Annotated in this window: 24 protein-coding genes and 1 tRNA gene; 12 read left to right on the top strand and 13 right to left on the bottom strand. The window is 70.7% G+C overall.

The annotated features are described in order from the left end of the window. The first annotated feature begins 316 nt into the window (after positions 1–316). The 3 genes from dnaA to BKE41_RS00245 all read left to right on the top strand — a co-directional run bounded on the left by dnaA (position 317) and on the right by BKE41_RS00245 (position 3,928). Positions 317–1,813, top strand: coding sequence for a chromosomal replication initiator protein DnaA (gene dnaA / locus BKE41_RS00235; RefSeq protein ID WP_024827926.1), 1,497 nt, complete (start codon positions 317–319; stop codon positions 1,811–1,813). A gap of 270 nt (positions 1,814–2,083) precedes the next feature. Continuing rightward, a complete protein-coding gene (locus BKE41_RS00240) occupies positions 2,084–3,292 on the top strand; it encodes an acetyl-CoA C-acetyltransferase (protein WP_024827925.1) in 1,209 nt (402 codons plus the stop codon). Between the two features lie 120 nt (positions 3,293–3,412). Then, the gene (locus tag BKE41_RS00245) at positions 3,413–3,928 is read left to right on the top strand and encodes a hypothetical protein (protein WP_053620406.1); all 516 of its coding nucleotides are present in this window, start codon (positions 3,413–3,415) and stop codon (positions 3,926–3,928) included. 30 nt (positions 3,929–3,958) lie between these two features. Here the strand turns inward: BKE41_RS00245 and BKE41_RS00250 are convergent, their stop codons facing one another. After that, positions 3,959–4,738, bottom strand: coding sequence for an EAL domain-containing protein (locus BKE41_RS00250; protein ID WP_059408993.1), 780 nt, complete (start codon positions 4,736–4,738; stop codon positions 3,959–3,961). 113 nt (positions 4,739–4,851) lie between these two features. On the opposite strand from BKE41_RS00250, the gene BKE41_RS00255 reads away from it, so the two are divergent. Then, a complete protein-coding gene (locus BKE41_RS00255) occupies positions 4,852–7,053 on the top strand; it encodes a 3-hydroxyacyl-CoA dehydrogenase NAD-binding domain-containing protein (RefSeq protein ID WP_070998230.1) in 2,202 nt (733 codons plus the stop codon). Here the strand turns inward: BKE41_RS00255 and BKE41_RS00260 are convergent. After that, complete coding sequence (locus BKE41_RS00260; protein WP_245295873.1) at positions 7,023–7,985, bottom strand: LysR substrate-binding domain-containing protein; 963 nt, start codon at positions 7,983–7,985, stop codon at positions 7,023–7,025. The two genes, BKE41_RS00255 and BKE41_RS00260, sit on opposite strands and share 31 nt — an antisense overlap. A gap of 185 nt (positions 7,986–8,170) precedes the next feature. Here BKE41_RS00260 and BKE41_RS00265 point away from each other — a divergent pair, with 185 nt between their 5' ends. Together BKE41_RS00265 and BKE41_RS00270 are read left to right on the top strand one after the other, a co-directional pair. Continuing rightward, entirely contained in the window at positions 8,171–9,055 is an 885-nt protein-coding gene (locus tag BKE41_RS00265) for an amino acid ABC transporter substrate-binding protein (RefSeq protein ID WP_041372227.1), read from the top strand. Positions 9,056–9,070: 15 nt separating this feature from the next. After that, a complete protein-coding gene (locus BKE41_RS00270) occupies positions 9,071–10,129 on the top strand; it encodes a GntG family PLP-dependent aldolase (RefSeq protein WP_063111069.1) in 1,059 nt (352 codons plus the stop codon). Positions 10,130–10,133: 4 nt separating this feature from the next. Here the strand turns inward: BKE41_RS00270 and BKE41_RS00275 are convergent, their stop codons facing one another. The 3 genes from BKE41_RS00275 to BKE41_RS00285 all read right to left on the bottom strand — a co-directional run bounded on the left by BKE41_RS00275 (position 10,134) and on the right by BKE41_RS00285 (position 14,865). Then, positions 10,134–11,003: a 3'-5' exonuclease gene (locus tag BKE41_RS00275; protein ID WP_012317038.1), complete on the bottom strand. Its 870-nt coding sequence runs from the start codon at positions 11,001–11,003 to the stop codon at positions 10,134–10,136. Between the two features lie 72 nt (positions 11,004–11,075). After that, on the bottom strand, positions 11,076–13,508 hold the full coding sequence (gene ligA / locus BKE41_RS00280; protein ID WP_070998232.1) for an NAD-dependent DNA ligase LigA: 2,433 nt from the start codon (positions 13,506–13,508) through the stop codon (positions 11,076–11,078). Positions 13,509–13,572: 64 nt separating this feature from the next. After that, complete coding sequence (locus tag BKE41_RS00285; protein WP_070998234.1) at positions 13,573–14,865, bottom strand: MFS transporter; 1,293 nt, start codon at positions 14,863–14,865, stop codon at positions 13,573–13,575. Positions 14,866–14,993: 128 nt separating this feature from the next. On the opposite strand from BKE41_RS00285, the gene BKE41_RS00290 reads away from it, so the two are divergent. After that, on the top strand, positions 14,994–15,710 hold the full coding sequence (locus BKE41_RS00290; RefSeq protein ID WP_029359129.1) for a 4'-phosphopantetheinyl transferase superfamily protein: 717 nt from the start codon (positions 14,994–14,996) through the stop codon (positions 15,708–15,710). An 85-nt stretch (positions 15,711–15,795) separates the two neighbouring features. After that, positions 15,796–15,872 (top strand) — tRNA-Pro (locus tag BKE41_RS00295). Between the two features lie 219 nt (positions 15,873–16,091). Here the strand turns inward: BKE41_RS00295 and BKE41_RS30695 are convergent. The 5 genes from BKE41_RS30695 to BKE41_RS00325 form a co-directional block, all read right to left on the bottom strand. Then, positions 16,092–16,373, bottom strand: a complete 282-nt coding sequence (locus BKE41_RS30695) for a hypothetical protein (RefSeq protein ID WP_024827918.1) — start codon at positions 16,371–16,373, stop codon at positions 16,092–16,094. 297 nt (positions 16,374–16,670) lie between these two features. Continuing rightward, a complete protein-coding gene (locus BKE41_RS00305; RefSeq protein ID WP_133250867.1) occupies positions 16,671–17,012 on the bottom strand; it encodes a hypothetical protein in 342 nt (113 codons plus the stop codon). Between the two features lie 514 nt (positions 17,013–17,526). Next, on the bottom strand, positions 17,527–18,279 hold the full coding sequence (locus BKE41_RS00315; RefSeq protein WP_012317043.1) for a class I SAM-dependent methyltransferase: 753 nt from the start codon (positions 18,277–18,279) through the stop codon (positions 17,527–17,529). 145 nt (positions 18,280–18,424) lie between these two features. Beyond that, positions 18,425–19,726, bottom strand: coding sequence for a glycosyltransferase (locus tag BKE41_RS00320; protein WP_012317044.1), 1,302 nt, complete (start codon positions 19,724–19,726; stop codon positions 18,425–18,427). Between the two features lie 4 nt (positions 19,727–19,730). Continuing rightward, a complete protein-coding gene (locus BKE41_RS00325; protein WP_083374250.1) occupies positions 19,731–20,609 on the bottom strand; it encodes a formyltransferase family protein in 879 nt (292 codons plus the stop codon). Between the two features lie 291 nt (positions 20,610–20,900). Here BKE41_RS00325 and BKE41_RS00330 point away from each other — a divergent pair, with 291 nt between their 5' ends. After that, on the top strand, positions 20,901–21,944 hold the full coding sequence (locus BKE41_RS00330) for a hypothetical protein (RefSeq protein ID WP_070998237.1): 1,044 nt from the start codon (positions 20,901–20,903) through the stop codon (positions 21,942–21,944). A 7-nt stretch (positions 21,945–21,951) separates the two neighbouring features. Here BKE41_RS00330 and tgt read toward each other — a convergent pair whose 3' ends face one another. Both tgt and queA read right to left on the bottom strand, forming a co-directional pair. Then, complete coding sequence (gene tgt, locus BKE41_RS00335) at positions 21,952–23,088, bottom strand: tRNA guanosine(34) transglycosylase Tgt (RefSeq protein WP_070998239.1); 1,137 nt, start codon at positions 23,086–23,088, stop codon at positions 21,952–21,954. Further along, positions 23,085–24,149: a tRNA preQ1(34) S-adenosylmethionine ribosyltransferase-isomerase QueA gene (gene queA / locus BKE41_RS00340; protein WP_070998240.1), complete on the bottom strand. Its 1,065-nt coding sequence runs from the start codon at positions 24,147–24,149 to the stop codon at positions 23,085–23,087. Before queA ends, tgt begins: the two co-directional genes overlap by 4 nt. Before the next feature lie 98 nt (positions 24,150–24,247). On the opposite strand from queA, the gene BKE41_RS00345 reads away from it, so the two are divergent. The 3 genes from BKE41_RS00345 to BKE41_RS00355 all read left to right on the top strand — a co-directional run bounded on the left by BKE41_RS00345 (position 24,248) and on the right by BKE41_RS00355 (position 25,705). After that, positions 24,248–24,505 carry a hypothetical protein gene (locus tag BKE41_RS00345; RefSeq protein WP_012317049.1) on the top strand — a complete coding sequence of 86 codons (258 nt, stop codon included), beginning with the start codon at positions 24,248–24,250 and terminating at the stop codon, positions 24,503–24,505. After that, the gene (locus tag BKE41_RS00350) at positions 24,502–24,720 is read left to right on the top strand and encodes a hypothetical protein (protein ID WP_012317050.1); all 219 of its coding nucleotides are present in this window, start codon (positions 24,502–24,504) and stop codon (positions 24,718–24,720) included. The genes BKE41_RS00345 and BKE41_RS00350 overlap by 4 nt, the downstream gene beginning before the upstream one ends. Positions 24,721–24,817: 97 nt before the next feature. Next, complete coding sequence (locus tag BKE41_RS00355) at positions 24,818–25,705, top strand: cation diffusion facilitator family transporter (RefSeq protein WP_012317051.1); 888 nt, start codon at positions 24,818–24,820, stop codon at positions 25,703–25,705. 8 nt (positions 25,706–25,713) lie between these two features. On the opposite strand, the gene BKE41_RS00360 is transcribed toward BKE41_RS00355, so the two are convergent. Then, entirely contained in the window at positions 25,714–26,970 is a 1,257-nt protein-coding gene (locus BKE41_RS00360; RefSeq protein ID WP_012317052.1) for an SfnB family sulfur acquisition oxidoreductase, read from the bottom strand. Positions 26,971–26,987 lie beyond the last annotated feature (17 nt).

Raw genomic sequence — 26,987 nt, forward strand, 5'->3', positions numbered from 1 at the left:
ACTGACCCTGGACAAGCAAAACACGCCGATTTCGGGACTCCAGCGAATCGAACTGATTCGCCAAGACTCTAGCGGCCGTGTTCAGCCCGGGCGGGAACACTTGCGAATGGGAATCCGCGCCGTCCCCACAAGTCCCACTGTTAAAGGAACCGTAGGTAATTGTTGATAGGCTCTCCCAATCGGCAAAAGTTCCTCGCGGTGGGGTTGACTCCGTTGAGAGGACTCTGTCCCGCCCGTTCTTGCGGGACGCTGAGGGCGTAAATCGTGCGTACGCGCCGCCTGCGGGTCTCCGTGGGCAGCGTCGGGAGAGCCAGTGATGCGTGTCGACGGAACGGTGGCGAGCGACGACGACGGGGGCCGCAACGGTGGCGGCAACACGGATTACGGGTCTGCCTGGGCCCGGGTGAAGCGCCGGCTGCGGGCCGAGCTCGGCGAGGACGTGTTCGCGAGCTGGTTCGCCCGCCTGGAGCTGGAGACCGTGGCCGGCGGAACGGCCCGTCTGACGGTCCCGACCCGCTTCCTCAAGAGCTGGATCGAGTCGCACTACCTCGACCGCGTGCTCAACACCTTCAAGGCCGAGGTCGAGGAGATCGCGCGGATCGAGGTCGGCGTGCGCGGGACCGGGGCGCCGGTCCGTCCGGTCGCCGCCGGGGTCGCCAAGGCCGGCCCGGCCAGCGGACCGCTCGCCCGCCTCCACGCGACCAGCGCGCCGATCCCGGTCGCCGCGGTCGCGCCGACGCCCGAGGCGCGCGGCGGCGAGGCCGGGGGCGATCTCAGCGGCACGCCGCTCGACGCGCGGCTGACCTTCGCGAGCTTCGTGATCGGACGCTCGAACGCGCTGGCGCACGCCGCCGCCGAGCGGGTCGCCAATCACCAGGGGGAGGGCGCGCTCTACAACCCGCTCTACCTCCACGCGGGCGTCGGGCTGGGCAAGACCCACCTGCTGCACGGGATCGGCCACGCTGCCCGCGAGGCCGGGCGCCGGGTGATCTACCTGACCGCCGACCGGTTCATGTACGGCTTCGTCAACGCCCTGAAGACCCAGTCGGCGCTCGCCTACAAGGAGCGGTTGCGGGGCATCGACCTGCTGATCCTCGACGACGTCCAGTTCATCCAGGGCAAGTCGATCCAGGCCGAGTTCGGCCACACGATCAACGCGCTCATCGATGCCGGACGTCAGGTCGTCGTCGCCTCCGACCGGCCCCCGACCGAGCTCGAGGCCCTGGACGAGCGGGTGCGCTCGCGGCTCGGCGGCGGCCTCGTGGTCGAGATCACGGCCCTCGACGAGGCCCTGCGCGTCTCGATCCTGTCCGCCCGCCTCGCCGCGGTGCGGGCGTCCCATCCGGGCTTCGACGTCTCGCCGCAGGTGGCGGCCTACGTGGCCCGTGCGATCACCGCCAACGGCCGCGACCTCGAGGGCGCCGTGAACCGCCTGCTGGCCCACGCCACGCTCACCGGCACCGCCGTGACGATGGAGACGGCCGAGAGCGCGATCCGCGACTTGGTAAAGAACCGCGAGCCGAAGCGGATCAAGATCGAGGACATCCAGAAGCTGGTCGCCTCGCGCTACAACGTCTCGCGGTCCGACATCCTGTCGGAACGGCGCACCGCCGCGGTGGTGAAGCCGCGTCAGATCGCCATGTACCTGTCCAAGGTCCTGACGTTGCGCTCGCTGCCGGAGATCGGCCGCCGGTTCGGAGGGCGCGATCACACCACGGTGCTCCACGCCGTGCGCAAGATCGAGAAGCAGATCGGTGAAGATTCGGTGCTCGGCGATGAAGTCGAGCTGCTGAAGCGGATGCTTCAGGACTAGTCGAGACCGGGCAATCCACCGGAGCAACCCGCTCAAAGTGGATCGGGTCCGTCCCGGAATGGCCGCCGGAGCGGTCCGAGCGTCGGCCTGATCGGCGCCGGTCCCGGACGATCACTGCCAAAACTCCGCCGCTGTCACGCGCCCTTCGCCGGCTCCCCGCTTCCGGGGCTGGCCGAGGGCGCGCGCGCCGTGGCAGACTGGCGCGAACCGAGACGGCCCTGTAAGGCCGCGTCGCCGACCGGCGAAGACCGACGCCCCGGGGGAGTGCTGATGACGGACGCCTTCATCTACGACCACGTTCGCACGCCGCGCGGGCGCGGCAAGGCGGACGGCTCCCTCCACGAAGTCACCGCCCTGCGACTCGCCGAGACCGCGCTCCGCGCCCTCAAGGACCGCAACGGCCTCGACACGGCCCTGGTCGACGACGTGGTGCTGGGCTGCGTCGATCCGGTAGGGGAGGCGGGGGGCGACATCGCCCGCGCCGCAGCCCTGGTGGCCGATTACGGGGCGCACGTGCCGGGCGTGCAGATCAACCGCTTCTGCGCCTCCGGCCTCGATGCGGTGAACTTCGCCGCCGCGCAGGTCATGAGCGGCCAGCACGAGATGGCGGTGGGCGGCGGCGTCGAATCGATGAGCCGCATCGGCATCGGCGCCTCGGGCGGTGCCTGGCCGGTCGACCCGGCGATCGCCATCAAGTCCTACTTCATGCCGCAGGGCGTCTCGGCCGACCTGATCGCCACCAAGTACGGCTTCACCCGCGACGAGTGCGACGCCTACGCGGTGCGCTCGCAGGAGCGCGCGGCGAAGTCGTGGGGCGAGGGCCTGTTCGACCGCTCCGTGGTTCCGGTCCGCGACGTGAACGGCATCACGCTCCTCGACCGCGACGAGCACATGCGCCCCGGCACCGACATGCAGTCGCTCGCCGCGCTGAAGGCGTCCTTCGTGCAGATGGGCCAGATGGGCGGCTTCGACGCCGTGGCGACCGACGCGCATCCGGACGTCGAGACGGTCGAGCACGTCCACCACGCCGGCAACTCCTCCGGCATCGTCGACGGCGCCGCCGCCGTGCTTATCGGCTCCCGGGCAGCCGGCGAGGCCGCGGGCCTGCGCCCGCGCGGCCGGATCCGCGCCTTCGCCAATATCGGGTCGGATCCGGCGCTGATGCTCACCGGGCCGGTGGACGTCACCCGCAAGGTGCTGGCGAAGTCGGGCCTGAGCCTCGCGGACATCGACCTGTTCGAGGTCAACGAGGCCTTCGCGGCGGTGGTCCTGCGCTTCTGCCAGGCCTTCGACCTCGACCCGGAGGCGGTCAACGTGAACGGAGGCGCCATCGCCCTCGGCCACCCGCTGGGCGCCACCGGCGCGATGATCCTCGGCACCGCCCTCGACGAGCTGGAGCGGACCGGTAAGGAGCGCGCGCTGGTCACGCTGTGCATCGGCGCCGGCATGGGCACCGCGACCATCATCGAGCGGGTTTGAACCGCCGCGCGCCTGGGAGCGGCGCGGCGCCGCTCCCCAAAGTCCGGGAACGCTGCTAGAGGCGCGGGCGACGCTCGGCCCTTTCGCGGTCCGGACGATAAAACAACGGGAGACAAGCCCTTGAACCGCCTGATTGCGACGCTCTGTCTGGGCGTCACCCTGAGCCTGCCGGTGGCCGCCCGCGCCGACGACGCCGCGGACCGCGTCGCCGCGGCCACGAACCTCGTCAACAAGACCCTGATCAAGAACCTTCAGACCGGGTTCAACGTCGCCCTCGAGAAGACCGTGGCGCCGATGCCGGAGGCCCGCGCCGAGGCCGTGCGCAAGGAACTGCTGGACGAGTTCGAGAAGCAACGCGCCCTCATGGTGCAGGGACTCTCGAAGGACTACGCCGAGAAGTTCAGCCTCGCCGAGCTCAAGCACCTCGACGAGATCTACTCGGACCCGACCTATCTCAAGTTCCAGACAATGAACGCCGATCCGAACTCGTCGGTGACCGCGATCTCGCAGAACTCCGTCACCAAGCTGCTCAACATGCTGGCGGTCGCCGCGGCGACCGACAACGCGCCGAAGCCCGGCACCCCGCCGGTGCCGGCCGTGCCGCCGGCCGCGGCGCCGACCCCGGCTCCGAAGTAGGCGATGAAGGCCGCGCGCGTCGGTCCGGCGTCAGGCTGCGCGCGCGGCAGCCACGGGGGCGAAGCCCGCGACCGGGGGCAGTCCCTCCAGGAGGGGCTTGGCGAAGTGGTAGCCCTGCACGAGCGTGATCCCGATGTTTCGCAGGGCGTCGAGCTCCCCGGCGGTCTCCACGCCCTCGGCGAGCACCGTGACGTCGAGGGCGCGGGCGATGGCGGCCACGCCCGAGACGATGGCGTAGCGCCCGGCGTCGCTGTCGAGGCCGCGCAGCACGTCCATGTCGATCTTGATCAGGTCGGGGCGGAAGTTGGCGAGCAGGCTCAAGCCCGCGAAGCCGGCGCCGAAATCGTCGAGCGCCGTCAGGAATCCCTGCTTCCGGTAGGCGGCGACGATGCCCTTCACGTGCTCGAGGTCGCGGAACCGCTCCTGCTCGGTGAACTCGAACATGATGCGCCGGTGGGCGAAATCGATGCGCCGGGCCGCCTCGAGCGAGGCGCGGATGCAGGCATTCGGCTCGTAGACCGCGTTCGGCATGAAGTTGATCGACAGCCGCGTGGCGCTGTCGCGGGGGAACAGGGTGCCGGCGAGTTCGATCGCCTTGACGCGGGCGGCCTGATCGAACTGGTAGCGGGTGTCGTCGGTCACCCGGTCGAGGATCGTGTAGGCTGGCTCGCCGTTCGGACCGCGCACCAGCGCCTCGTAGGCCCAGACGCTGCCGTCCGCGAGGTCGAGGATCGGCTGAAACGCCATCGTGAAGTCGAAGTCGAGCTTGGTGCCGGCGCGACAGGCGCGGCAGCCGGAATCCTTCGTCATGTGCGGCTTTCGGTGAGTGACCCCGGCCGGCGGACAATGGGCGGCCGCGCTCAACACAACCTTAATGCAAGCGCGCCGGCGGATCGTCGGCGGAATCCAGGGAGGACGGCACCGTGACGCTGACCGATTTCCGCTTCGAGACCGATCCCGACGGCATCGCTCTGGCGACCTGGGACATGCCCGGCCGCTCGATGAACGTCATCACCGAAGGCGTGATGGACCAGCTCGAGCAGATCGTCGAGCAGGTCGCGTCCGATCCGACGATCAAGGGCTGCGTCATCGCCACCGGCAAGGACAATTTCTCCGGCGGCGCCGACCTCACCATGCTGCAGGGCCTCGGTCGGGCCTACGAGCAGCTGAAGGCCGAGCAGGGCGAGGAGGTGGCGATGCGCCACTTCTTCGAGGCCTCCCGGCGCCTGTCACTGCTGTTCCGGCGGCTGGAGACCTGCGGCAAGCCCTTCGCCGCGGCCATCCAGGGCCTGTGCCTGGGCGGCGCCTTCGAGCTGGCGCTGTCGTGCCACTACCGGGTCGCGTCCGACGACGGGAAGACCCGCGTCGGCCTGCCGGAGATCAAGGTCGGCCTGTTCCCGGGCGGCGGCGGCACGCAGCGGGTCGCGCGCCTGATGCAGACCGGCGATGCCCTCCAGATGCTGTTCAAGGGCGAGCAGATCCGCGCGCCCATGGCCAAGGGCATGGGACTGATCCACGCCGTGGCCCCGCAGGCCGAGATCGTCGAGCGCGCCAAGGCCTGGATCCGCGAGGGCGGCTCCGCGGTGGCGCCGTGGGACGTGCCGAAGTTCAAGGCCCCGTCCGGCAAGGTCTACTCGCCCGCCGGCATGATGATCTGGCCGCCGGCCAACGCCATCTACCGCCGCGAGACGCACGACAACTACCCCGCCGCCAAGGCGATCCTGGCCTCGGTCTACGAGGGCCTGCAGCTGCCGATGGACCTCGCCCTGCAGGTCGAGAGCCGGTACTTCGCGCATATCCTGCGCTCGACCGAGGCGGCGGCGATGATCCGCACGCTGTTCATCTCCATGGGCGAGCTGAACAAGGGCGCGCGCCGCCCGAAGGACGTGCCGGCCACCGACCTGCGCAAGGTCGGCGTGATCGGTGCCGGCTTCATGGGCGCGGGTGTCGCCTACGTCACCGCCCAGGCCGGCATCGAGGTGGTTCTCGTCGACCAGTCCGTCGAGGCCGCCGAGAAGGGCAAGGCCTACGCCCACACCCTGATCACCGGCCAGATCAACAAGGGCCGGGCCAAGACGGCCGACCGGGAGGCGCTGCTCGGCCGGATCCAGGCCACGGCGGATTACGGCGCCCTCGCCGAGTGCGACCTCGTGATCGAGGCCGTCTTCGAGGATCCGCGCGTGAAGGCCGAGGTGATCCAGAAGGTCGAGGCGGTGATCCGCCCCGACGCGATCTTCGCGTCCAACACCTCGACCCTGCCGATCACGGGGCTGGCCAAGGCGTCGCAGCGGCCGGCGCAGTTCGTCGGCATCCACTTCTTCTCGCCCGTGGAGAAGATGATGCTCGTCGAGATCATCAAGGGCGAGGCGACCGGAGACGCGGCGCTCGCCGCCGCTCTCGACTACGTGCGGCTGATCAAGAAGACCCCGATCGTCGTGAACGACGCCCGCGGCTTCTTCGCCAACCGCTGCGTCGGCGCCTACATCCTCGAGGGGCACAAGATGCTCGCCGAGGGCGTGCCGCCCGCGATGATCGAGAGCGCCGGCCGCCAGGCGGGCATGCCGGTCGGGCCGCTGTCGCTCAACGACGAGGTCGCCCTCGATCTCGTGCTCAAGATCGCCAAGGCTACCGAGGCGCAGGTGGGGCAGGGCGCCGTCGACCCGGCGCAGAAGGCGATCCTCGCCGAGATGGTCGAGAACCAGGGCCGTCTGGGCCGCAAGAACCGCAAGGGCTTCTACGACTACCCCGAGGGCGCGCCGAAGCGCCTCTGGCCCGGCCTGAAGGAGCTGCAGCCGAACCGGCTCGATCCCGACGCCGTCGACTTCACCGAGCTGAAGCAGCGGCTTCTGGTGGTCCAGGCGCTGGAGGCTGCCCGCACGGTCGGCGAGGGCGTGGTCACCGACCCGCGCGAGGCCGATGTCGGCTCGATCCTCGGCTTCGGCTTCGCGCCGTTCACCGGCGGGACCCTGTCGTACATCGACTTCATGGGCGCGGCGGCCTTCGTCGACCTCGCGCGGTCGCTCGAGGCCAAGCACGGGCCCCGTTTCCACGTACCCGACAACCTGGCCGCGATGGCCGAGCGCGGGGGCACCTTCTACGCCGGCGCCGAGAAGCGCGCCGCCTGAGCGAAGTCGGCCGGACGCCCGCCCGCGGCGTCCGGCAGCTGGGCGAGCTCCTCCAGCAGGACCGTCCGCGCGCAGGCACCGAAGGCCCGCATCAGCCGCCCGCGGGCGTGGTCCGGGGGGAACAGCAGCGCGAAATGCACCGGGAGGGCGGGGGCGAAGGGCCGGATCGCGATCGGCGAGACCTTCGCCTCCTCGTGGGCGGCCAGCGGGTTCATCACGCTGACCCCGAGCCCGGCCGAGACGAGGGTGCAGATCGAGGCGCCGAGGCCGGCCTCGGCGGTGATGGTCAGGCCGATGCCGGCGGCCTCGAAGACGGCCTCGGTCCGGTCGCGCAGGGCGCTCCCGAGCGACGCGGCGACGAAGGGCACGCCCTGGAAATCCGCGGGCGCGAGCGATTCCCGCGCGGCGAGGGCGTGGTCCCGCGGCAGAACGGCGACGCAGGCGCGCGTCTCGACATGCTCGGCGCGCGCCTCCGGGGCGTCGCCGTACAGCATCGTCAGCGCGGCGTCGCAGGAGCCGGTGGCGAGCCAGTGGTTCACGGTCTCGTCATCGCCGGAATGGATCGCCACGATCACGTCCGGATGCGCGGCCCGGAAGCGGACGACCGCGCGCGCGAGGAGCCCGCCCGCCAGCCGCGGCATCGCGGCCACCCGCAGCCGCTCCGTCCCGAAGGCGCGGATCCGCGCGGCCGCCGATTCCAGGCTGGTGAGACCCACGAAGGCGCGCTCGACCTCCGCGTGGAACCGCGTTCCGTCGAGGGAGGGCACGACCCGGCTCCCGCTCCGATCGAACAGGGGCAGGCCTGTGATGGTCTCCAACTGGGCGATCAGCCGGCTGACCTGCGGCTGCGAGGTGTGGAGCCGGCGGCTCGCCTCGGTCATCGACCCGGTGGCGACCACGGCCCGGAACGCCTCGATGTGCCGGAAGGTCATGCGCCGCTCGGCCATATCAGATCCGTATGCTCGGCAGGTGAATCGGCATTGGACGCCCGCGCGCGGCCGCTCCTAGGATCGACCGGCAAAGCTTCGGGCCGACTCCCCGTCGGGGCAGCCCGGTGCTTCTCCGGTTCAGACATAGCGAGGGGGTTCGGATCGTGTCGAGGACGCTGCCGCTTCTGTTGGCCACTCTGTGCTGGGCCGGGCTCGCCGCGCCGTCGGCCGCCGAGGGGCGCCTCGACAAGATCCGCGCGACCGGGCAGATCAGCCTCGGCTTCCCGGACGCGTCGCCACCCTTCGGCTTCCTCGACCAGAACGCCAAGCCGGTGGGCTATTCTCTGGAGATATGCGAGCACGTCGCGCAGAAGCTCAAAGCCGTTCTCGGCATGAACAAGCTCGAGGTGCGCCACGTGCCGGTGATGTCGGCGACCCGGATCCCGCTGATCAACAACGGTACGATCGACCTGGAATGCGGCACCGCCAGCAACCTGCCCGAGCGGCACAAGCTGGTCTCGTTCGCGCCGACCACCTTCGTGGCGCAGGTGGTGCTGGTGGCCAAGAAGGACACGCCGGTGGATGTCGACGACATCGCGTCCTTCCGCGGCAAGGCCATCTCGGCCCAGGCCGGCGGCGAGACACAGCGCGTCGCCACCCGGATCAACGTCCGCGACAAGCTCGACATCCAGGTGATGCCCGCCAAGGACACCGCCGAGGTGTTCCTGCTCGTGGAGACCGGCCGCGCGGCGGGCGCCATCAACGATGACGCCCTGGCCCACGCCACGGTGGCGGGCGCCAAGCGCCCGGCGGATTACAAGATCGGCACGAAAGGCCTGGAATTCGCCCCCTACGGGATCCTGGAGCCCAAGGACGACGCGGCCTTCAAGGCGGCGGTCGACAAGGCGGTGGTCGAGTTGATCCAGGACGGGACCGTGGCGCGCCTCTACGGCAAGTACTTCGAGCAGCCGATCCCGCCGAAGGGTATCAACTTGGAGTTGCCGATGAGCGACGTTCTCAGACGTGCCCTCGCCAACCCGACCGATTCCGGTGACGAGGGGGCGTACCGGTAAAGCGGCGGGATCGACATGCGAAACGAACACGGCGAAGCGGCGGACGCGCCGACCGTCGTCGACCTGCGGAGCGACACGGTCACGCGGCCGACCGAGGCGATGTACGCCCGGATGCGGTCGGCGCCGCTGGGCGACGACGGGCTCGACGCCGACCCGACCGCCTGCGCGCTGGAGGAGACCGCCGCCGCCATGCTCGGCAAGGCGGCCGGCCTGTTCGTGCCGAGCTGCACGATGGGCAACCTGCTGGCGATCCTGGCCCAGGTTCAGCGCAGCGAGCAGGTCCTGCTGGAGGCCCAGGCCCACATGCTCCAAACCGAGCGCGGGGCCGCCACCCTGACGGGCGCGTTCCTGTACGGGATCGCCGGAACCGACGGTGCCATGGATCTCGACCGTCTGGAGGACGCCCTCCGGCCCAGTGCGAGCCCGCTGCGGACGGCCATGATCGCCCTGGAGACCTCGCACAACGCCGCCGGCGGCACCGTGCTGCCGCCGGACCACATGGCGGCGGTGGCGGGGATCGCCCGCGCGCGCGGGATAAAGGTCCATCTCGACGGGGCCCGTCTGTTCAACGCAGCGACCCATCTCGGCGTCGCGCCGGCGGACCTCGCCGCCCATGTCGATACCGTGTCGCTGTGCCTGTCGAAGGGCCTGAGCGCCCCGGTCGGGGCGGTGCTCGCCGGTGACGGGCCGGTGATCGCGGCGGCGCGGCGCCTGCGGAAGATGATCGGCGGAACGCAGCGGCAGGTCGGGATCGTGGCGGCCGCCGGGCTGGAGGCGATCACCGTCATGGGCGCACGCCTCGCCGAGGATCACGACCGGGCCCGGCAGCTGAGCGACGGGCTGAACGCCATGCCGCCCCTCGCGGCGACCGCGCCGCAGACCAACATCGTGCAGGTCGATGTCTCGCGGACGGGGTGGGACAGCGCGCGCTGGGTGGCCGATCTCGACGCGGCCGGCATCCGCTCGCGCCCGCTCGGCGCGCGGCGGCTTCGGCTCGTCACGCACCGGCACATCGCGCCGGCCGACGTCGATCGCGCTGTCGCGGCCTTCCGCGCCTGCCTCGACGCGGCCTGACCGGTCAGGCCGCGCCCGCGACCCGGGTCTTCGCGCCGAGCATCCGGGCGAGGAGCACGACGTCGCCGGCATTGTCCGAGAGCAGGTCGGTGATGTCGCCGACCTCCAGCGCCTTCACGTGGCGGCAGCGCATGCCGTAGCGGCCCGCCGTGCAGGTGCAGCGCAGCTCCGGGCCGCCCGGCCGCTCCTCGAGGCTGACGTGGTAGCGGTTGCCGGTCGACCCGCGCATGGCGAAGCGCAGGGCCGCCGGCTCCTCGGGGAAGGCCGCCAGGGCCCGGCCGCTGATCGCTCCCGGCGCGCGGCGCGGCACGGCGGGACCGCCGACCGCCCGCGTGACCGGGAGGCCGAGCGCGGCCGCGAGGGCGTGCATGTCCGCGACCGCCCGCTCGCGCATCGCGGCCAGCGCGATCTCCGCGCACGCATAGGCGTCCTCGCCGGCATCGTGGTGCTCGAAGCGGATGCCGAGGCGCCGCGCGACCTTGCCGAGCCCGCAGCCCTCCGGCGCCGGGAAGACCCGGCGAGACACCTGGACCGTGCAGAGATAGGCGAGATCGGGCACCGGCAGGCCTGCCCGGGTCAGGCCGGCGCGCAGGACGCCGATATCGAAGCTCGCGTTGTGCGCCAGGATCAGCCCGCGCGCGAGATCGCCGAGATAGGGCGCCATGACGGCGGCGAAGTCGGGCTTGTCGGCGACGTCGGCCGGCAGGATGCCGTGGACGCGAATGTTGCCCGGCGCGAAGCGCATCTCGGGGGGCCGGATCAGGTGGCTCTCGCGGCGCACGACCCGGCCATCCGCGATCCAGGCGAGCCCCACCGCGCAGGCGCTGTCACGCCGCTCGTTGGCCGTCTCGAAGTCGAGGGCCAGGACCGTCATCGCGGTTCAACCATACCGGGTGGAAGTTCTCGGGGTGTTCCCCGAGAGGTCTAGGCCGGCCGGACTCGGGCTTCAACCCTGCGCCACCATCGCCAGCCAATCGTCCTCCGAGACGACCCGGACACCGTGCTTCTGGGCGTCCTTCAGCTTCGAGCCCGCTCCCGGGCCGGCGACGACCAGGTCGGTCTTGGCCGAGACCGAGCCCGAGACCTTCGCGCCCAGCCGCTCGGCCACCGCCTTGGCCTCGTTGCGGGTCATCTTCTCCAGGGTGCCGGTGAAGACCACGGTCTTCCCCGCGAAGGTGGAGGCCGCGGCGGCCCGCTCCATCGGCTGCACCGCGACCGCGTCGAGCAGCGCGGTGACGGCGTTGGCGTTGTGCGGCTCGGAGAAGAACAGGAGCAGGGCATCGGTCGCCACCGGGCCGATCTCGCCGTCGTCGGCGAAGACCCGGTAGGCATCGCCGGGACGCTGCGCCGCAGCCTGCGCGATCGCGGCGCGCACCGCGTCGACGTCGCCGTAATGGGCGAGGAGGTTCTCGCGCTGGACGGCGCTCAGGCGCGCCCGCTCCTTGGCCGGCGCCGCGTCGTCCTCCGGGAAGCCGAGATCGAGGAGCCGGTCCCGGGTGGTGCCCCCGACGCGCGGCACTGCGGTGAGCTCGACCCAGTCGGGACCCGGCTGCGCCGCCGCGGCCTCGCGGATCGCCGCGATCAGCGTCGGCATGTCGGCGAAGCGCTTCGCCAGCGCCTTGGCGGTCGCCTCGCCGATCTGCGGGATGCCGAGGGCGAAGAGCAGGCGGTTCATCGGCACCGCGCGCCGTGCCTCGACGGCGGCGAGCAGGTTCTTGATCGCCTTGTCGTCCTCGTCGCCCTTCTTCTTGGCGGCCTTCTTGGGCGGCTCGGACGTCCCCGATTCCGCGCGCCGCTCGGCCGACAGCGCCTCGCGCCGCGCCACGATCGCAGCCTTAAGTTCCTCGAAATCCAGGCGGAACAGGTCGGCGGGCTGGCGCACCAGTCCGGCCTCGAACAGGACCTCGATATACGTCTCGCCGAAGCCCTCGATGTCGAAGCCGTTGCGCGACACGAAGTGCTTCATCCGCTCGACGCCCTGCGCCGGGCAGATCAGGCCGCCGGTGCAGCGGCGCACCGCGTCGGGCCGGCCGGTGCGCGGGTTGATGGCGCGGACGGCGCGGCTGCCGCAGGCCGGGCATGACTCCGGGAACGCGTAGGGCCGCGAGTCGGCCGGGCGCTTCGTGAGGTCGACGTCCATGACCTTGGGGATAACGTCGCCGGCCCGGACCACCGTCACCGTGTCGCCGACGCGGATGTCGCGGCCGTCGCGGATCGGCTCGCCGTCGGCGCCGACGCCCTTCACGTAGCCCTCGTTGTGCAGGGTGGCGTTCGACACGACGACGCCGCCCACCGTCACGGGACGGAGCTTGGCCAGCGGGTTCAGCGAGCCGGTGCGGCCGACATTGATGACGATGTCCTCGACGACCGTCGTGGCTTCCTGGGCGGCGAATTTGTGGGCGAGCGCCCAGCGGGGCGAGCGCGAGACGAAGCCCAGCCGCTTCTGGAGCGCGAGGTCGTCGACCTTGTAGACGACGCCGTCGATGTCGTAGCCGAGCCCGGCCCGGTCCGCCTCGATGCGGCGGTAATGGGCGAGCATCGCCGCCGTGTCGGTGAAGGTCTCGGTGCGCGGGTTCACCGGCAGGCCCCAGGTCGCGAACTGCTCCAGCACGCCGGTCTGGGTCTCGGCGATCGGCGCCGACAGCTCGCCCCAGGCATAGGCGAAGAATCGCAGCGGCCGGGACGCGGTGATCGCGGGATCGAGCTGGCGCAGGCTGCCGGCGGCGGCGTTGCGCGGGTTGGCGAAGAGAGGCTTGCCGGCCGCTTCCTGCCGGGCGTTGATGGCGGCGAAGTCGGCGTGGGACAGGTAGACCTCCCCGCGCACCTCGCAGATCTCCGGCCAGCCGGCCCCCGCGAGCACCGCCGGGATGTCCTGCACCGTGCGGGCATTGGCCGTGACGTTCTCGCCGACCTCGCCGTCGCCGCGGGTGGCGGCGGTGTCGAGCCGGCCGTTCACGTAACGGAGCGATAGGGACAGGCCGTCGATCTTCGGCTCGGCCGTGAAGGCGAGGGGAGTGTCGTCCGACCAGCCGAGGAAGCGGCGCACGCGCGCGACGAACTCGGCCACCTCCGCGTCGTCGAAGGCGTTGCCCAGCGAGAGCATGGGCACCGCGTGCCGCACCTTGGCGAACTTCTCCGAAGGCTTCGCGCCGACCGACGTGCTGGCGGCGCCGGTACCGGCGAGATCGGGGAAGCGGGCCTCGATGTCTTCCAGGCGGCGGCGCAGCCGGTCGTACTCGGCGTCCGATATCTCGGGCGCGTCTTCCTGATAGTAGAGGCGATCGGCCTCCAGGATCGCGTCCGACAGGCGCGCGTACTCGGCGCGCGCTTCCTCGGCGGTGAGGTCGAGATCGAGCGGTTCGGATTTCGTTGCGGCCATGCCGGGGTTCTAACGCATCGGCGGCCGGCGGGGAGCCGGCCGCGGCGCGCAGTCCCCGATTCCCTCACGGGCGGGGGCTGAGCAGATCGCCGCGCCTCGCCATGCGGAAGGCCGCGAAGAACGTCGCGGCGACCAGCGCGGCGAATGCCTGCAGCGGCAGAGCCGGGGCCAGCCAGCCCGCGACCGCGGTCCCGGCGACCGAGCCGAGATTCATGGACGCCATGTACACCTCGAACTGCGTGGCCGCGCCCGGACGGCCCCGACTCGCCGCGAGCAGCGCCGGCATCAGGGCGACGATCAGCAGGCCGGGCAGCACGCTGGTGAGCGCCAGGATGGCCGGTGCCGCGGCCCCGACGAGCCCGGCAGCGATCAGGATCCCGGCCAGAACGAAGGTGACGGCGCTGCCCAGAAGCAGGGCGCGCAACGGCGACGCCGCTCCCGCGCGGTCCGACCAGACACCCACCGCGACGGCTCCCGCCGTGCCGCTCACCAGGGTCAGCACGGCCTGCAGTCGCGACAGGCCGGCGGCCTCCCAGCCCTGCCGCTGGAGGAGATCGATCGCGAAGGGCAACTCGAACAGGCCGAGCGCCGCGTCGACGCCGAAGCACAGGGCGAGCAGCCGCAGGGCGCGCGGACGGCGCAAAGCCACGACCGTCCGGCGCAGGAAGCGGCGGAACGGGACGCGCCGCGGCGGCGGTCCGCGGCGATCGAGCGACCAGATCGGATCGCTCGGCGCCTCGCGGACCAGCAGCATCGGCAAGCTCGCGACGATCGCGGCGGCGAACAGCCAGTGGGCGCTCGCGGAGAAGCCCCAATTCGCGAGCGACCAGCCGAAGAGTGCGGCGCTGAGGCTCGTTCCGGCCGTGAAGCCCGCCCGGGTGCAGGCGCTGACGCGGCCGAGCTCACGGGCCGGGACGTGATCCATGATCATCCGGTCGCAGGCGGTATCGAGGAGCGACGCGAACAGGCTGTGGACGAGGAAAACCAGGCCGAGCGCTCCGACGGCGTGGCCCCCGGGGACGAGGAGGAGCGCCAGCGTCGCGTGGCATCCGACCAGGGCGGCCACCGCGAAGGGGCGGCGCCGTCCCATCCGCGTGTCCCCGGCCCGGTCCACCCAGGGCCCCCAGAGCAGGGGCTGCAACGTCCACGGCAGGCCCGCCAGAGCGAAGTGCGTCCCCACCTCCGTGGAGGAGACGCCCTGCGCCGCGAGATGATTGGCGAGCGCCGTCAGCGAGAAGCCCGCGATGAGGCCCTGATAGAGATAGGTGGCGAAGAATACCCCGTAGCGGACCGGCCGCAGGCCGAGGCTCGGTCTGCCGGACAGGCCGACGCGGAGATCCGTGCCGGACACCGTCACGGAGCGCGGCGCTCCTTGCGGGAGACGGGCGGCGATCCGATGCTGCTCCTTCCTTCCATCGGATCGCCGCCCGTGCCGTTTCGCTCCCCTGACGCTAGCGCCACTGCTTTCGCCTCGCGAGGTGGCGCGTGAGCGCGGTCGAGGTCTGGATCGTCGACCTCGCCCTGACCCCGGGCCAGATCGACCGGTGCGAGGCCGTTCTCGACGCCGCGGAGCGCGGGCGGGCGGACCGGTTCCTGCGCCCGGTGGATCGGGCGCGGTTCCGCGCCAGCCACGCCGCGCTGCGGCTGATCCTCGGCGACGCGCTCGGTCTCGCGCCGGCCGACGTGGAGTTCCTGGCCGGAGCCGGCGGCAAGCCGGAGCTCGCGGGCGCGGCGCGGGGGGCCGCAGATTTCAACCTGTCCCATTCCGGCGCGCGCGCGCTGATCGGGCTCGCCCGTGACGCGTCGATCGGTGTCGATGTCGAGGCCGTCCGGCCGATCGCCGACGCGCTGCGGATCGCGGCGGCCCATTTCGCCGCCGACGAAGTGTCGGCCCTCGCCGGCGCCCCCCGAAGCGCGGTCGAGCGTCGCTTCTTCGGACTTTGGACCCGCAAGGAGGCGGTGGTGAAGGCGCTGGGCAGCGGCCTGTCGCTACCGCTCGACCGCTTCAGCGTCAGCGTCCCCCCCGAACCGCCGCGCCTTCTCCGGGCTTCCGGCGACGTGTCCTGGAACCTGGAGGGTCCGTGGAGCTTGGCGGAGATCGATTGCGGGAGCGATCACGTGGCGACGGTGGCGGTCCGATCCGCAGGGGCGGAGATCACCTGCCACCGGCTCTCGGACGACTGGCCCGATCATCTCGGCTGAAAAGGCGCGAGACCGCGCTTGCGGTGGGGCAAAGGCGCGGCTATACACCCGCTCGCCGGCCCTGACGGACACGCGGGGCGGCCTTCGGAGTGTAGCGCAGTCTGGTAGCGCACCACGTTCGGGACGTGGGGGTCGCAGGTTCAAATCCTGCCACTCCGACCAAAATTCCCGCGATCTCAAGCTCGGTGAGAACGGAAAGCTGCCCTGCGTCCGCGTGCAGGTGATGCGCGACCGTCCAGCTCAGATCGCGCGACGATGCCACTGCTCCGAAGTGCTCGCGAACGCGGCCATCGGCAAAGGTCCGAGGGCGTCGAGGCTCGCCGGTATCGCGTCATCCCGGATCGGTTCGCAGTCGCGCCTCCGGAGGTCATCGGGCGCGTCTCATTCCGGATCAGGTGTGCCGGGACCAGCCGGGCCGCGTTTCTGAGACGGCACTTCGTCGACCTCCGCAATTCTTGGGATCCTCTCCGGCGGCGTGAGCGGCGCGATGGGCACGCTCTCCACGAGAAGCGCGATCATCTCGGACCGCGAATTCAGGAGAATGGCCGGCGGCTCGCCGGTGATCTGCCGCCATCGCCTGACGAAATCGCCCGCCGGCAACTCGGCGAGGGTGTCCTGGTCGGTTGCGGGGTGGTCCGTTCTGGGCAACGCGGACTGGTCCATGCGCCTCAACGGCGCGGACCACGATTCGGCCTCAGCGTCTGCCCGGGATGGTGAAGCGCGCGTTGCCCCGATCGGGGAAAAATGTGCCCGCCACGGCGAACCGGGCGGGCGAGGTCAGGGGCGCTCGATGCGTTGGCGAGCACCGCGACTCTTCCTAACAGTGACAGGCGAACCGGTAAGCCCGTCGGCGTGACAGATCGCGGCGCTTGACGGCGGGTCTCTCACGATTGCGGCTCCGAGAGCTGTCATCGGTCTCGCGCGGCACACTTCACGTCCCCCACGGGGGCCTGAGCGCGGTCAGGCTGCGCACCGAAGCCCGTTGCCGCGGACGCTGCGAGGCACGACCATCGACCTGTCCCGGGGCGGCAGTAAGTCCATCTGCAAGCAGTGCAGCGCCAGGACGGTCTGCTCTTCCGCCAGGGCGCGCGCCGCGACGCTGAAGCGGCCGGTGGTCATCACGCACGCCTCGGCCGATCCGGCACGCTCCGCCGCCGCGTCGCCCGAGATCGGGAGGTACGCGACGTCGCGATCCGCCGATTGCAGGCACACCCCGACGCGCGTCCGGGCCCGGAGGAGGACGAAGGAGTTTCGATACTGGTATTCCAGACGCCAGGCCGCCGCTTTCAGGCGCCGCAGCATCGGCGCCTCGTAGCCTGCTTGCGCGGAGCTGGCGCAGTCGACGAGGGTCCAGGACGCGATCCCGACCGGCAGGAAGGACGCGAATTCCGCCCGGACCAACCGTCCGAAGTTGCCGATCCGGACGACGGCGCGGAGCGGCCGCGAGAGATGGGCGCGGAGCAGCCGGACCAGTACCCGTTACCAGAGCGCCACGAACGCGGCCGCATCCCGGGCAAGGCGCTCCATCCAACGGTTCTCGACGAGCAGGCGCTCAATCTGCGTTCGGGTCGTGCGGCGACACCGCTCCCTCACGCGCACGCGAAGATGCGGCCAAGCAAGCAGAAGCAGGATGGCTGTCACCCACAGAGCGACGCTCGTCGCGAACACGACTGCGGGACTTCGCGAAATAAGGATGATGCTGCGACTCGCTCGCCGCAGTAATCAAGCGGACATCGCTGATCAGGTTCGTGGTAGCCCGGGTGGCGCAAGTCTTCGTGGATAGGAAGCTCAGAATCGACGCGGGTGCCTGCGTCGCTCAGGTCCGCATGGCCACGAACATGCCCCGGCCTTGCTGGTGGTAGTAGCCACTCTCCATCGAACCGCGGATGTCGAGCCCGAGCATGTCGTACTGCTCGTAGATCATGTCGAAGCCGCACGCCTTCAGGAGCTGGATCAGGGCCGGCTTGGTCGGCCAGAAGGAGCGCTTGTTGCTCCACGAGGTCCATTTGTGAGCTTCGAGCTGGCTGGTGTCGTCGAGATCGTGCTCGTGCATCCAGCGGCCGGGCAGGCCTTCGTTCTCCGCCGGCGGCGAGAGCTGGAACAGGTCTCGGTTCTCGTCAGTCGCGAAATGCGTGTGCAGGATGATCACGTCGCGCACGCAGTCAGCCATGAGGCGGATGAAGGCGGCCGGTCTGTCGAGGTGGTAGAGCAGCCCGCAGCAGAACGCGGCATCGAAGGGACCGTGGGCCGCGAGGTTCCAAACATCGTCGTTGACGAAGCCGAGGTCCGGGACGCCGGCCCCATCTCTGACCCGTAGGCAGTTCTCGAAATTGGAGCGGCGCACCTCGACACCCGTGGCGCGCATTCCGGCGCGGGCGAACTCGAGCGTGTACCCGCCCTCGAGGCAGCCCAGATCGACGATCGAGCGGCCGGCCAGCCTGTGCCCGTAGAACAGCCGGAGCGAGCGCAGCGCCGCCTGGGTCCAGGGGCTGTCGGCGATCAACCAGCCCGCCTCTGGCAAGGTCTCGGACCCGTCTGCGAGGCGGATGTTGTGTGCCGTGAACGTCATGCCGCCTTTCCACGCCGCACACCCTCACCGAGCGGGGACGCCCTGAGTCTATATGGGCCGCGGCCGATCGGTTCACGTGGTTTGTGGATTTGCCCGTGTGGAACGGCCCGCGCGCGGATTCGAAATGCGCGCGCGGCGGCGCGCGTTAGCGGCGCGCCCGTTCGAAGAAGCGACGGATGGGATTTCGGGCCAGGAACTCTCTTCCGGCCTGCGAAGGCTCCGGAGAAGCTGCTGCCGCCAGCGCTGCATCCTCCGGCTCGGCGGTCCAGCCATCCTGCCAGCGCAGATGCCGGATTGTGCCCCTGGCGGTACCGGCCCGCTGTCTTAGCGCCAGCGTTTTGAGGAAGCGGCTGGCGCGATGGCTGAACGTGTTCCCGTCGCGAACGACCCGCGCGGCTGCCGCCGCGAGCTTCTGTCTCAGCCGACTACTGCCGTCGAGCTCCCGATGTAGATGAAGCGCCTCGGCAGGGTTATTAAAGTACAGGGCCGCCTCACCGTGCGGGAAGAGGGCGGTGCAGTCGCGGTTATATTGGGACAGGCACGGGACGCCGTGCGAAGCGGCGTCGAAGCTTCTGAAGTTCGGGCCACCGTTCATATTCTGAATGTGAAAGATATTCAGGCAGATGCGGTAGCGGGCCATGTAGGCCCGCATCTCCCGCTCGCCGGCGACGCTGTTCACGGAAAACTTGTGAAGGAGGTGAGGGGCTGCCGTCCAGAGTTCCTTGTACCAGCTCGGCGGTCCTTGGATCTCCAGATCGGTCGCCGAGAAGTAGGAGAGGAGTTCCAGTCGGTGCATCGATGACTGGAAATTGAAGTACTCCATCGCGTTGACCGGCGTGCCGTCGGGTAGACTCCACGTCTCGTCGATCATGAAGAATGGCGAACGCATACGATCACGGAGCTCGACCCCCACCGGGAGAGGGCCGGTGCGGGAACCGACGAGGCCGTCCTGCGAGCGCGCCGCGTAGAGCGCGATGTGATGCAGCGACCCGAGGAAGCCGACCGAGGTCGCGGCTCGGTTCTGGGATGGCCGGGGCTCGAAGCCCGCGAAGGGCAGCCAGTCGGCCCGGGTCGCCTGCGGATGCTCTGCGAAGTTGCTGCACGCGACGCTCAGCAATACGCTCTCGGGGATCTCAAGGCCGGAGAAGTAGAAGGGGCTGTCGACGAACCACGCCGCGTGCGCCGCGCCGCGCCGCGCGAGACCCTCATAGATCGGCGCGGAAAGCCCGACCGCATTGATGCTCAGGGCGCCGTCGATCGCAACGCCGTCGGCCTCCAAGAAGGCGAGCAGGGTCTCGGAAAGCTCCTCCGACTGGCTGAGGTGGGTATAGGCAAAGTTCGCGACGACGACGTCGCATCCGGCCGCCGCGAAGGCGTCGATAAGCCCGCTGCGGCTCGCATCGAGGATGCCGAAGACATCCATCAGCAACAGGGTGGGCTTCGACATGCGCTCAGGCATCTTCTTCTGTCTGTCTGAAGATCAGGATCCGGTCGCGCGTCGTCACGGTCAGCGGATCGCTCTGCACTACCAGACCGGGTTTGCGATCCGTGCAGCGCGCGCCGACCTCCGGAGGCTGCAAGACCCGGAAGCGCCGATCGCTGACCGTGATACGCGCGTACAGGTTGGGCGGGAACAGGTAGGCGCGCACGTGCCGGTCGATCTGGGCCGCCGTTCGGTTGAAGTCGATCTCTGTCCGCGCGTAGTCGATATCCGTCTTGCTGAAATAGGTCGCCGCCGCGTCGTCTTGGACGGCGGCCATACCCGACAGGCCGCGCGTCGCGGTAACGGCCCCGAATATGGCCGCGTTCCGCTCGATCAGTCGCACGCCGGCCTGCTCGCAGAGGCTGTAGACCTCGCGATTGGATCGGCCCTCGATCGCGAAGGTCTCCTGATCCACGAGGGCTCCCGTGTCGATCCCGGCATCGATGATGTGGAGCGACACGCCGAAGGTCGCGTCGCCGTTAAGGATGGCGAGCGTGATGGGCGCCATCCCGCGGTAGCGCGGTAACGGCGAGAAGTGGAGGTTGATGAGTCGGTCGCCGCCGTGCTCGATGATGTCGTGTCTCAAGATGATCGAGAACTGAACCGACAGGAGCAGGGTGGGATCGATCTCGAAATAGGTGCGTGCGAAGGCCTCGGCATTTCGGACGCCGCGGCTCTCGATCCCGAGGCGGTGCGCCACGTCGCGCGCGACCCGCGCGGAAGTCTCATCCTTGTCGGCGAAAACGTACACGATCGTGTGATCTGGCAGCTTACGACGAAGGACCTCGAGTGTGTCGGCGCATACCTTGTTTTTCCCGCACACGAGGATCGACGGCGTCTTCGACATCGCTACTGGATCACTGAGTGTCGTTGCTAGATTGTTCGCGCGGGCTGCGTGCCGTGATCATCATCAATTTCATCGAAATCAAATCGTCAAGCGCCGGCAATCGACCCGTACTCATATACATAGCAGCAGAAGTGCAGGAAGCGCTGTCGCGCCGGAACAACATGTTTCCGTAGCCCTTTTGTCGCAGGCTCTACACCCAGCCGTTGTATCAGGGGTCTGCGCACGGTGTCTGGCGCCCGGCCGGTTGCGCGCTTGCGACGTGGCCGGCCAAACGGCGTATGAAGCCGCCCGATGGATTCGCCTTCACACGGTCAAGCCGGCTCCCGACCCGCAGGATGGGTCGGCTTCGCGCGCAGCTTCCTCGTCAGCGCCGTCAGCATGGGCGTGGCGCTGGTCGTTTTCGTGGCCGCGGTCGATCCCTACGGTCTGCGGGCGGCGCCCGGGCATCCGCCGGGACCGATCATGGACGCCAATCAGCGGCTCTCCTATCCGCAGATCGCCCGCGGCGGGCCGTTCGACGCGGCGGTCTTCGGCACTTCGACCGCGCGGCTGCTCGACCCGCAGGCGCTCGACGCGGCCTTCGGCGTCCGGTTCGCCAATCTGGCGGTGAATGCCGCGACGCCCGATGAGCAGGCTCGCCTCGCCGCGCTGTTCCTGGCCCGCCGGCCGGTCCGCGCGGTCCTGTTGGGCCTCGACGCCTCCTGGTGCGCCGCCGATCCGCCGGCCCGAACCGCCCACGCCTTCCCCGACTGGCTCTATGCGGACCGGGCGCCCGGCGACGTCCTGCGGCAGGTCAGCCTGCGCGCGGTCACGACGGCCGTCCGAATCGGGCTCGCCGATCTCGGACTGGCGCAGGCGCGGATCCGCGGCGACGGCTACGCGGTGTTCACGCCACCTGAGGCGCACTACGATCTCGTTCGCGCCCAGGCCCACATCCGCGCCGGTGCCGTCGATTCGTCGGCCGCGGAACCGCCCGACGCGCCGATGCCGGCCCTCGACCGCCTGGACGATCTTCTCGGCCGCGTGCCCGTCGAGGCCCTGAAGATCGTGGCCTTCATGCCGGTTCACGCGGCGGCGCAGGGATCACCGGGCTCGGCGGTCGGCTTGCGCGAGGAAGCCTGCAAGGCGCGCGCCGCGATGATCGGGACGCGTCACGGCGCGGTCGTGGTGGATTTCCGCCGAATCTCGCCGCTCACGACCCGGGACGCGAATTACTGGGACGCGCTGCACTACCGCCTGCCCGTGGCGGCGCGCATCGTCTCGGATCTCGCGAGCGCCGTCGCCACCGGCCGCGACGATCCGGATGGGGTCTACCGGGTGCTCGCCCACCCGTGATGCCCGGTCAAGCGGCGGCGCGCTCGGCGCTGGCCCAGCCCGCGCGGGTCGCGGCGCAGTAATCCGCGTAGCGGCCGTCGCGGATCGCCGCGCGGGCGCCGGCCATCAGGTCCTGGTAGTAGGCGAGGTTGTTCCACGTCAGCAGCATCATCCCGAGGATCTCGTTCGAGCGCACGAGGTGGTGCAAGTAGGCCCGAGAATAGTCCCGCGCGGCCGGACAGGTCGAGGCCACGTCGAGCGGCGCGGTGTCTTCCGCGTGGCGGGCGTTGCGCAGGTTGACCCGTCCGTGGCGCGTGTAGGCGAGGCCGTGCCGGCCGGCGCGGGTCGGCATCACGCAGTCGAACATGTCGATGCCGCGCCCCACCGCGCCGAGGATGTCGTCCGGCGTGCCGACGCCCATCAGGTAGCGGGGCTTCGCGGTCGGCAGGTGCGGCTCCACCGTCTCGATCATGGCGAACATGACGGCCTGGGGCTCGCCCACGGCGAGGCCGCCCACCGCGTAGCCTTTGAGATCGAGATCGGTCAGCGCGCGGGCGCTCTCGACGCGCAGGGCCGGCACGTCCCCGCCCTGGACGATGCCGAACAGGGCTCGCCCGGGCTGGTCGCCGAACGCGACGCGGCAGCGCTCGGCCCAGCGCAGGGACAGGTGCATGGCCTTCTCGATGGCCGCGTGATCCGCCGGCAGGCGGACGCACTCGTCGAGCTGCATCTGGATGTCGGAGCCGAGCAGACCCTGGATCTCGATGGAGCGCTCCGGGCTCATGTGGTGCGCTGTGCCGTCGATGTGCGAGCGGAAGGTCACGCCCTGCTCGTCGATCTTCCGCAGGGCGGAGAGCGACATCACTTGAAAGCCGCCGGAATCCGTCAGGATCGGCCGGTCCCAGTTCATGAAGCGGTGCAGGCCGCCGAGCCGGGCCATGCGCTCCGGGCCGGGCCGCAGCATCAGGTGATAGGTGTTGCCCAGCACCACATCGGCGCCGAGGTCACGGACCTGGCCGGGATACATCGCCTTGACCGTCGCGGCGGTGCCCACCGGCATGAAGGCCGGGGTCCGGATCTCGCCGCGCGGCGTCGCGATCATGCCGGTCCGGGCGGTGCCGTCCCGGGCCAGCAGGTCGAAGCGGAAGCTAGCGCTGTCGGTCATGGGGTGTCCGCGCGCGGGCCCGGGAAGAGCAGGCTGGCGTCGCCGTAGGAGTAGAACCGGTACCCGGCGCCGATCGCGTGCGCGTAGGCCGCGCGCATCGTCTCGAGGCCCGAGAAGGCTGAGACCAGCATGAACAGCGTCGAGCGTGGCAGGTGGAAGTTGGTCACGAGAGCGTCGACCGCCCGGAACTGGTAGCCCGGGGTGATGAAGATCTCGGTCGGTCCGGAAAAGGGTGCGAGTGTCCCGTCCGGGCGGGCCGCGCTCTCCAGCAGGCGCAGAGCCGTGGTTCCGACCGCGACGATCCGGCCGCCGGCGGCCCGCGCGGCATTCAGGGCGTCCGCCGTGGCGGCGTCGAGGATGCCGATCTCCGCGTGCATGCGGTGCCCGTCGGTGTCCTCGGCCTTGACCGGCAGAAAGGTCCCGGCGCCGACATGCAACGTGACGTGATGGCGCTGCAGACCGGCGGCGTCGAGATCGGCCAGCAGGGCGTCCGAGAAGTGCAGGCCGGCCGTCGGGGCCGCCACCGCCCCGGGATTGCGGGCGTAGACCGTCTGGTAATCAGTGGCGTCGCGGGCATCCGTGGCGCGCTTGCCCGCGATGTAGGGGGGCAGCGGCAGGGCGCCCTCCGCGGCGATGGCCGCGTCGAGCTCGGGCCCGGCCCGGTCGAAGGCCAGGACGATCTCGCCGGCCTCGGCCTTCTCGAGAACGGTCGCCGTCAGATCGCCGAAGCGCAGCGCGTCGCCCGCCGTGAGCCGCTTGGCCGGACGCGCGAAGGCGCGCCACCGGTCGGGGGCCTCGCGCAGGTGGAGCATCACCTCCGTGCGCTGGCCGGGGGCGCCGGGGCGGGTGCGCACGCCGTTCAACCGGGCGGGGATCACCCGCGTGTCGTTGAAGACCAGGGCGTCGCCGGCCCGGAGAGCGTCGGGCAGGTCGCGCACGGTCCGGTCGACCAGCGGCGCACCGGGGCGGACCACGAGCATCCGCCCGGCGTCGCGCGGCTCGGCCGGGCGCAGGGCGATGCTGGTCTCCGGCAACTCGAAATCGAAGAGGTCCACGCGCATCGCCGGCTGCCTGCACCGAACGGGACGCGGTTTCAACCGCGGAACCGCGGAGGAGCGCGTCCGTTTTCCGCGTCACCGAGACGCGAGGCACCCGACCCATGCCCTGGTACGCCGTTCGCCCCCGTGACGTCGCCGATCCCCGCTGGCCGCTCCCCGGCACGTCCGAGATCGTGCTGAAGGCCGAGGATCCCGACACCGCCCGCGCGAAGTTCGAATCGGCCTACCCGAGCCCGCCCTTCGGCAGCCCCGGAATCCCGGTGCCGAATACCGGCGCCGGCAGCTTCCGCGGCGATCCGGACGCCCTGGTCGTGGCCGAGACGGGCGTGCCGCCGGCGCCGCGGGGGAGCGACGCGTGACGCCCCGCGGTCGCCCCCGGCGGGTCACCCTCGACGGGCAGCTCCTCGGGTTCTGGGAGCGCGAGGCCGCCCGGCTGGAGACCCTCGCCGCCGGAGCGCGCTTCGCCTGGCAGCGCCGTCGCTACCTGCGCAAGGCGGAGGCCGCGCGCGCCAGGGCGGAGCCGAGCCGCCGACGCGAAGCCGCCCGGGACAACGGTGGTTCGTCGGAGACTTAGCCGCGGCTAACACGTTTTCGACGGCGTCGAACCTTTGCCGTGGCCTTGCCCATGGCCGGTGCCGTATGGGCGCGGCGACACCCCAACGGCGCGAACCATGGACCGCACCCAGAAAGCTGCCCTCTTCAGCGCGGGCATCGGCCTCGCCGTCACGGCGATGAAGTTCTACGCGGCGTGGCTCACCGGCAGCCTCGCCCTCTACTCCGACGCGCTGGAGAGCATCATCAACGTGGTCGCCGCGGTGGGCGCCTTCGTGGCCCTGAAGGTCGCCGCGCGACCGGCCGACGAGGACCACCCCTACGGTCACCACAAGGCCGAGTTCTTCTCGGCGGTGATCGAGGGCGCGCTGATCGTGGTGGCGGCGCTGCTGATCCTGCGCGAATCCTATTTCGGCCTGCTCGCCCCGAAGCCCCTCGACGCGCCCGCGATCGGCCTCGCGATCAACTTCGCGGCCGGGATCGTCAACGCGGTCTGGGCGGCGGCGCTGATGCGCTGGGGCCGGCGGTGGCGGTCGCCGGCCCTGATCGCAGACGCGCGCCACGTCTTCGCCGACGTGGTCACGTCCTGCGGCGTGCTTGCCGGCGTCTGCGCCGTCGTGCTGACGGGCTACCCCGTCCTCGATCCCGTGGTGGCCGGGCTGGTCGCCCTGAACATCCTGTGGTCCGGCTTCCGCATGGTTCGGGAGTCGGTGGACGGCCTCATGGACCGGGCTGCCCCGGCCGAGATGGTGAGCCAGATCCGGTCGCTCATCTCCCAGCACGGCGAGGGCGCGCTGGAGGCGCACGACGTGCGCACGCGCTCTGCCGGTCAGGCGACCTTCATCGACTTCCACCTCGTCGTCCCCGGCGCGATGACCGTCGAGGATTCGCACGCGATCTGCGACCGGCTGGAATCCGCCCTGGAGACGACGATCCCCGGGGCGGTGGTGACCATCCACGTCGAGCCTGGCGAGGAGGCCAAGGCGCGGGGATTGCCGGTGCTGTAGGCCGCCGATCAGCTCCAGGCGTGGAGCGGCGGGTTCACGCCGTTGAGGGCGTGGTTGCCGACGATCGCGTATTTCCAGCGGACCGGGTCGTGCAGCGTGTGCGTGCGCGCGTTCCGCCAGTGACGGTCGAGATTCTCCGCCGCCAGGGTCGAGCGGGTGCCCGACAACTCGAACAGCTTGTTCGACGCCGCCAGGGCCACCTCTGTCGTCAGCACCTTCGCCTCGGCGACGGCGATCTGCGCCGCGGCGACCGTCTCGGCGTCTGGCCGCGCGACGGCCGCGTCGAGGGCGAGCCCGGCCCGGTCGAGCAGCGCCTCGGCGGCGTGCTGCCGGATGGTCAGGTCGCCGATCGCCTGGATCGTGTAGGGATCGTCGGCGGCCCGCTCCAGCCCGCTGTCGATCCAGGGCCGGGCCTTCTCGCGGACGAAGCCGATGGTGTCGTCGAGGGCCTCGCGGCCGATCCCGGCATCGACCGCCGCCTGGATGATCTGGAACACGGCGCCGTCGGCGCTGGGCGCCGCGTAGCCCTTCCAGGCGGGCACGAGATGCGTCCTGGGCACGCGCACGTCGTCGATCAGCACGGTCCCGCTCGCGGTCCCGCGCTGGCCGAAGCTCGACCAGTCGTCGATCACCGTGAGCCCGGGCGCGTCCCGCTCGGCGATAGCGTACCAGGCGCGCCCTTCCTCATCGAGGGCGACGATCGGTACCAGATGCGCGAGGAGGGCGCCCGTGGCGTAGAACTTCTGACCCCGGACCACGACGTGGTCGCCGTGATCGGTGAAGCGGGTATCGAAATCGGCGGCCCGCTTGGTGCCGCGCTCCGAGAAGGCGTTCCCGAAGCGCGCGCCGCGCAGCACCTCGCCGAACAGCAGGTGCTTCTGCGCCTCGTCCGACACCGTCCGGATGGCTGCCAGGATGCCGAGATGGTTCTGGGCGATCTGCGCGATGGCCGGATCGGCGGCCGCCACGATGGCGATCACCTGCGCGAGGGTCCGGTAGGAGACCTCGGGGCCGCCATAGGCTCGCGGCACGTTGATCGACCAGAGCCCGCTCTGCGAGAAGGCGTCGAGCTCCGCCAGCGGCCGCACGGCGTGGCGGTCCCGCTCCGAGGCGCCGGCGCGGAAATCGGCCGCGAGCCGGTGAGCCGCGGCCAGCGCCTCGGCGTCGTCACGGATCACGTGGGCGGGGGAGGGCGGCCTCGCGGGGCCGGTGGCGCCCGGGCGGCGCTCCGGCTCGAGTGCGCGCGCATCCACGGCGATGTTCATGGCTCACTCCGGTCAGG

Origin of the sequence: Methylobacterium sp. C1, assembly GCF_001854385.1 — a bacterium.
Taxonomy (GTDB): Bacteria; Pseudomonadota; Alphaproteobacteria; order Rhizobiales; family Beijerinckiaceae; genus Methylobacterium; species Methylobacterium radiotolerans.

What these genes read in the sequence shown, in the direction of transcription:
- dnaA (WP_024827926.1), top strand. Translation starts at nt 317, where the DNA reads ATGCGTGTCGACGGAACGGTGGCGAGCGACGACGACGGGGGCCGCAAC.
- BKE41_RS00240 (WP_024827925.1), top strand. Translation starts at nt 2,084, where the DNA reads ATGACGGACGCCTTCATCTACGACCACGTTCGCACGCCGCGCGGGCGC.
- BKE41_RS00250 (WP_059408993.1), bottom strand. Translation starts at nt 4,738, where the DNA reads ATGACGAAGGATTCCGGCTGCCGCGCCTGTCGCGCCGGCACCAAGCTC.
- BKE41_RS00260 (WP_245295873.1), bottom strand. Translation starts at nt 7,985, where the DNA reads ATGACCTTCCGGCACATCGAGGCGTTCCGGGCCGTGGTCGCCACCGGG.
- BKE41_RS00270 (WP_063111069.1), top strand. Translation starts at nt 9,071, where the DNA reads ATGCGAAACGAACACGGCGAAGCGGCGGACGCGCCGACCGTCGTCGAC.
- BKE41_RS00275 (WP_012317038.1), bottom strand. Translation starts at nt 11,003, where the DNA reads ATGACGGTCCTGGCCCTCGACTTCGAGACGGCCAACGAGCGGCGTGAC.
- ligA (WP_070998232.1), bottom strand. Translation starts at nt 13,508, where the DNA reads ATGGCCGCAACGAAATCCGAACCGCTCGATCTCGACCTCACCGCCGAG.
- BKE41_RS30695 (WP_024827918.1), bottom strand. Translation starts at nt 16,373, where the DNA reads ATGGACCAGTCCGCGTTGCCCAGAACGGACCACCCCGCAACCGACCAG.
- BKE41_RS00305 (WP_133250867.1), bottom strand. Translation starts at nt 17,012, where the DNA reads ATGCTGCGGCGCCTGAAAGCGGCGGCCTGGCGTCTGGAATACCAGTAT.
- BKE41_RS00315 (WP_012317043.1), bottom strand. Translation starts at nt 18,279, where the DNA reads ATGACGTTCACGGCACACAACATCCGCCTCGCAGACGGGTCCGAGACC.
- BKE41_RS00320 (WP_012317044.1), bottom strand. Translation starts at nt 19,726, where the DNA reads ATGTCGAAGCCCACCCTGTTGCTGATGGATGTCTTCGGCATCCTCGAT.
- BKE41_RS00325 (WP_083374250.1), bottom strand. Translation starts at nt 20,609, where the DNA reads ATGTCGAAGACGCCGTCGATCCTCGTGTGCGGGAAAAACAAGGTATGC.
- BKE41_RS00330 (WP_070998237.1), top strand. Translation starts at nt 20,901, where the DNA reads ATGGATTCGCCTTCACACGGTCAAGCCGGCTCCCGACCCGCAGGATGG.
- tgt (WP_070998239.1), bottom strand. Translation starts at nt 23,088, where the DNA reads ATGACCGACAGCGCTAGCTTCCGCTTCGACCTGCTGGCCCGGGACGGC.
- queA (WP_070998240.1), bottom strand. Translation starts at nt 24,149, where the DNA reads ATGCGCGTGGACCTCTTCGATTTCGAGTTGCCGGAGACCAGCATCGCC.
- BKE41_RS00345 (WP_012317049.1), top strand. Translation starts at nt 24,248, where the DNA reads ATGCCCTGGTACGCCGTTCGCCCCCGTGACGTCGCCGATCCCCGCTGG.
- BKE41_RS00355 (WP_012317051.1), top strand. Translation starts at nt 24,818, where the DNA reads ATGGACCGCACCCAGAAAGCTGCCCTCTTCAGCGCGGGCATCGGCCTC.
- BKE41_RS00360 (WP_012317052.1), bottom strand. Translation starts at nt 26,970, where the DNA reads ATGAACATCGCCGTGGATGCGCGCGCACTCGAGCCGGAGCGCCGCCCG.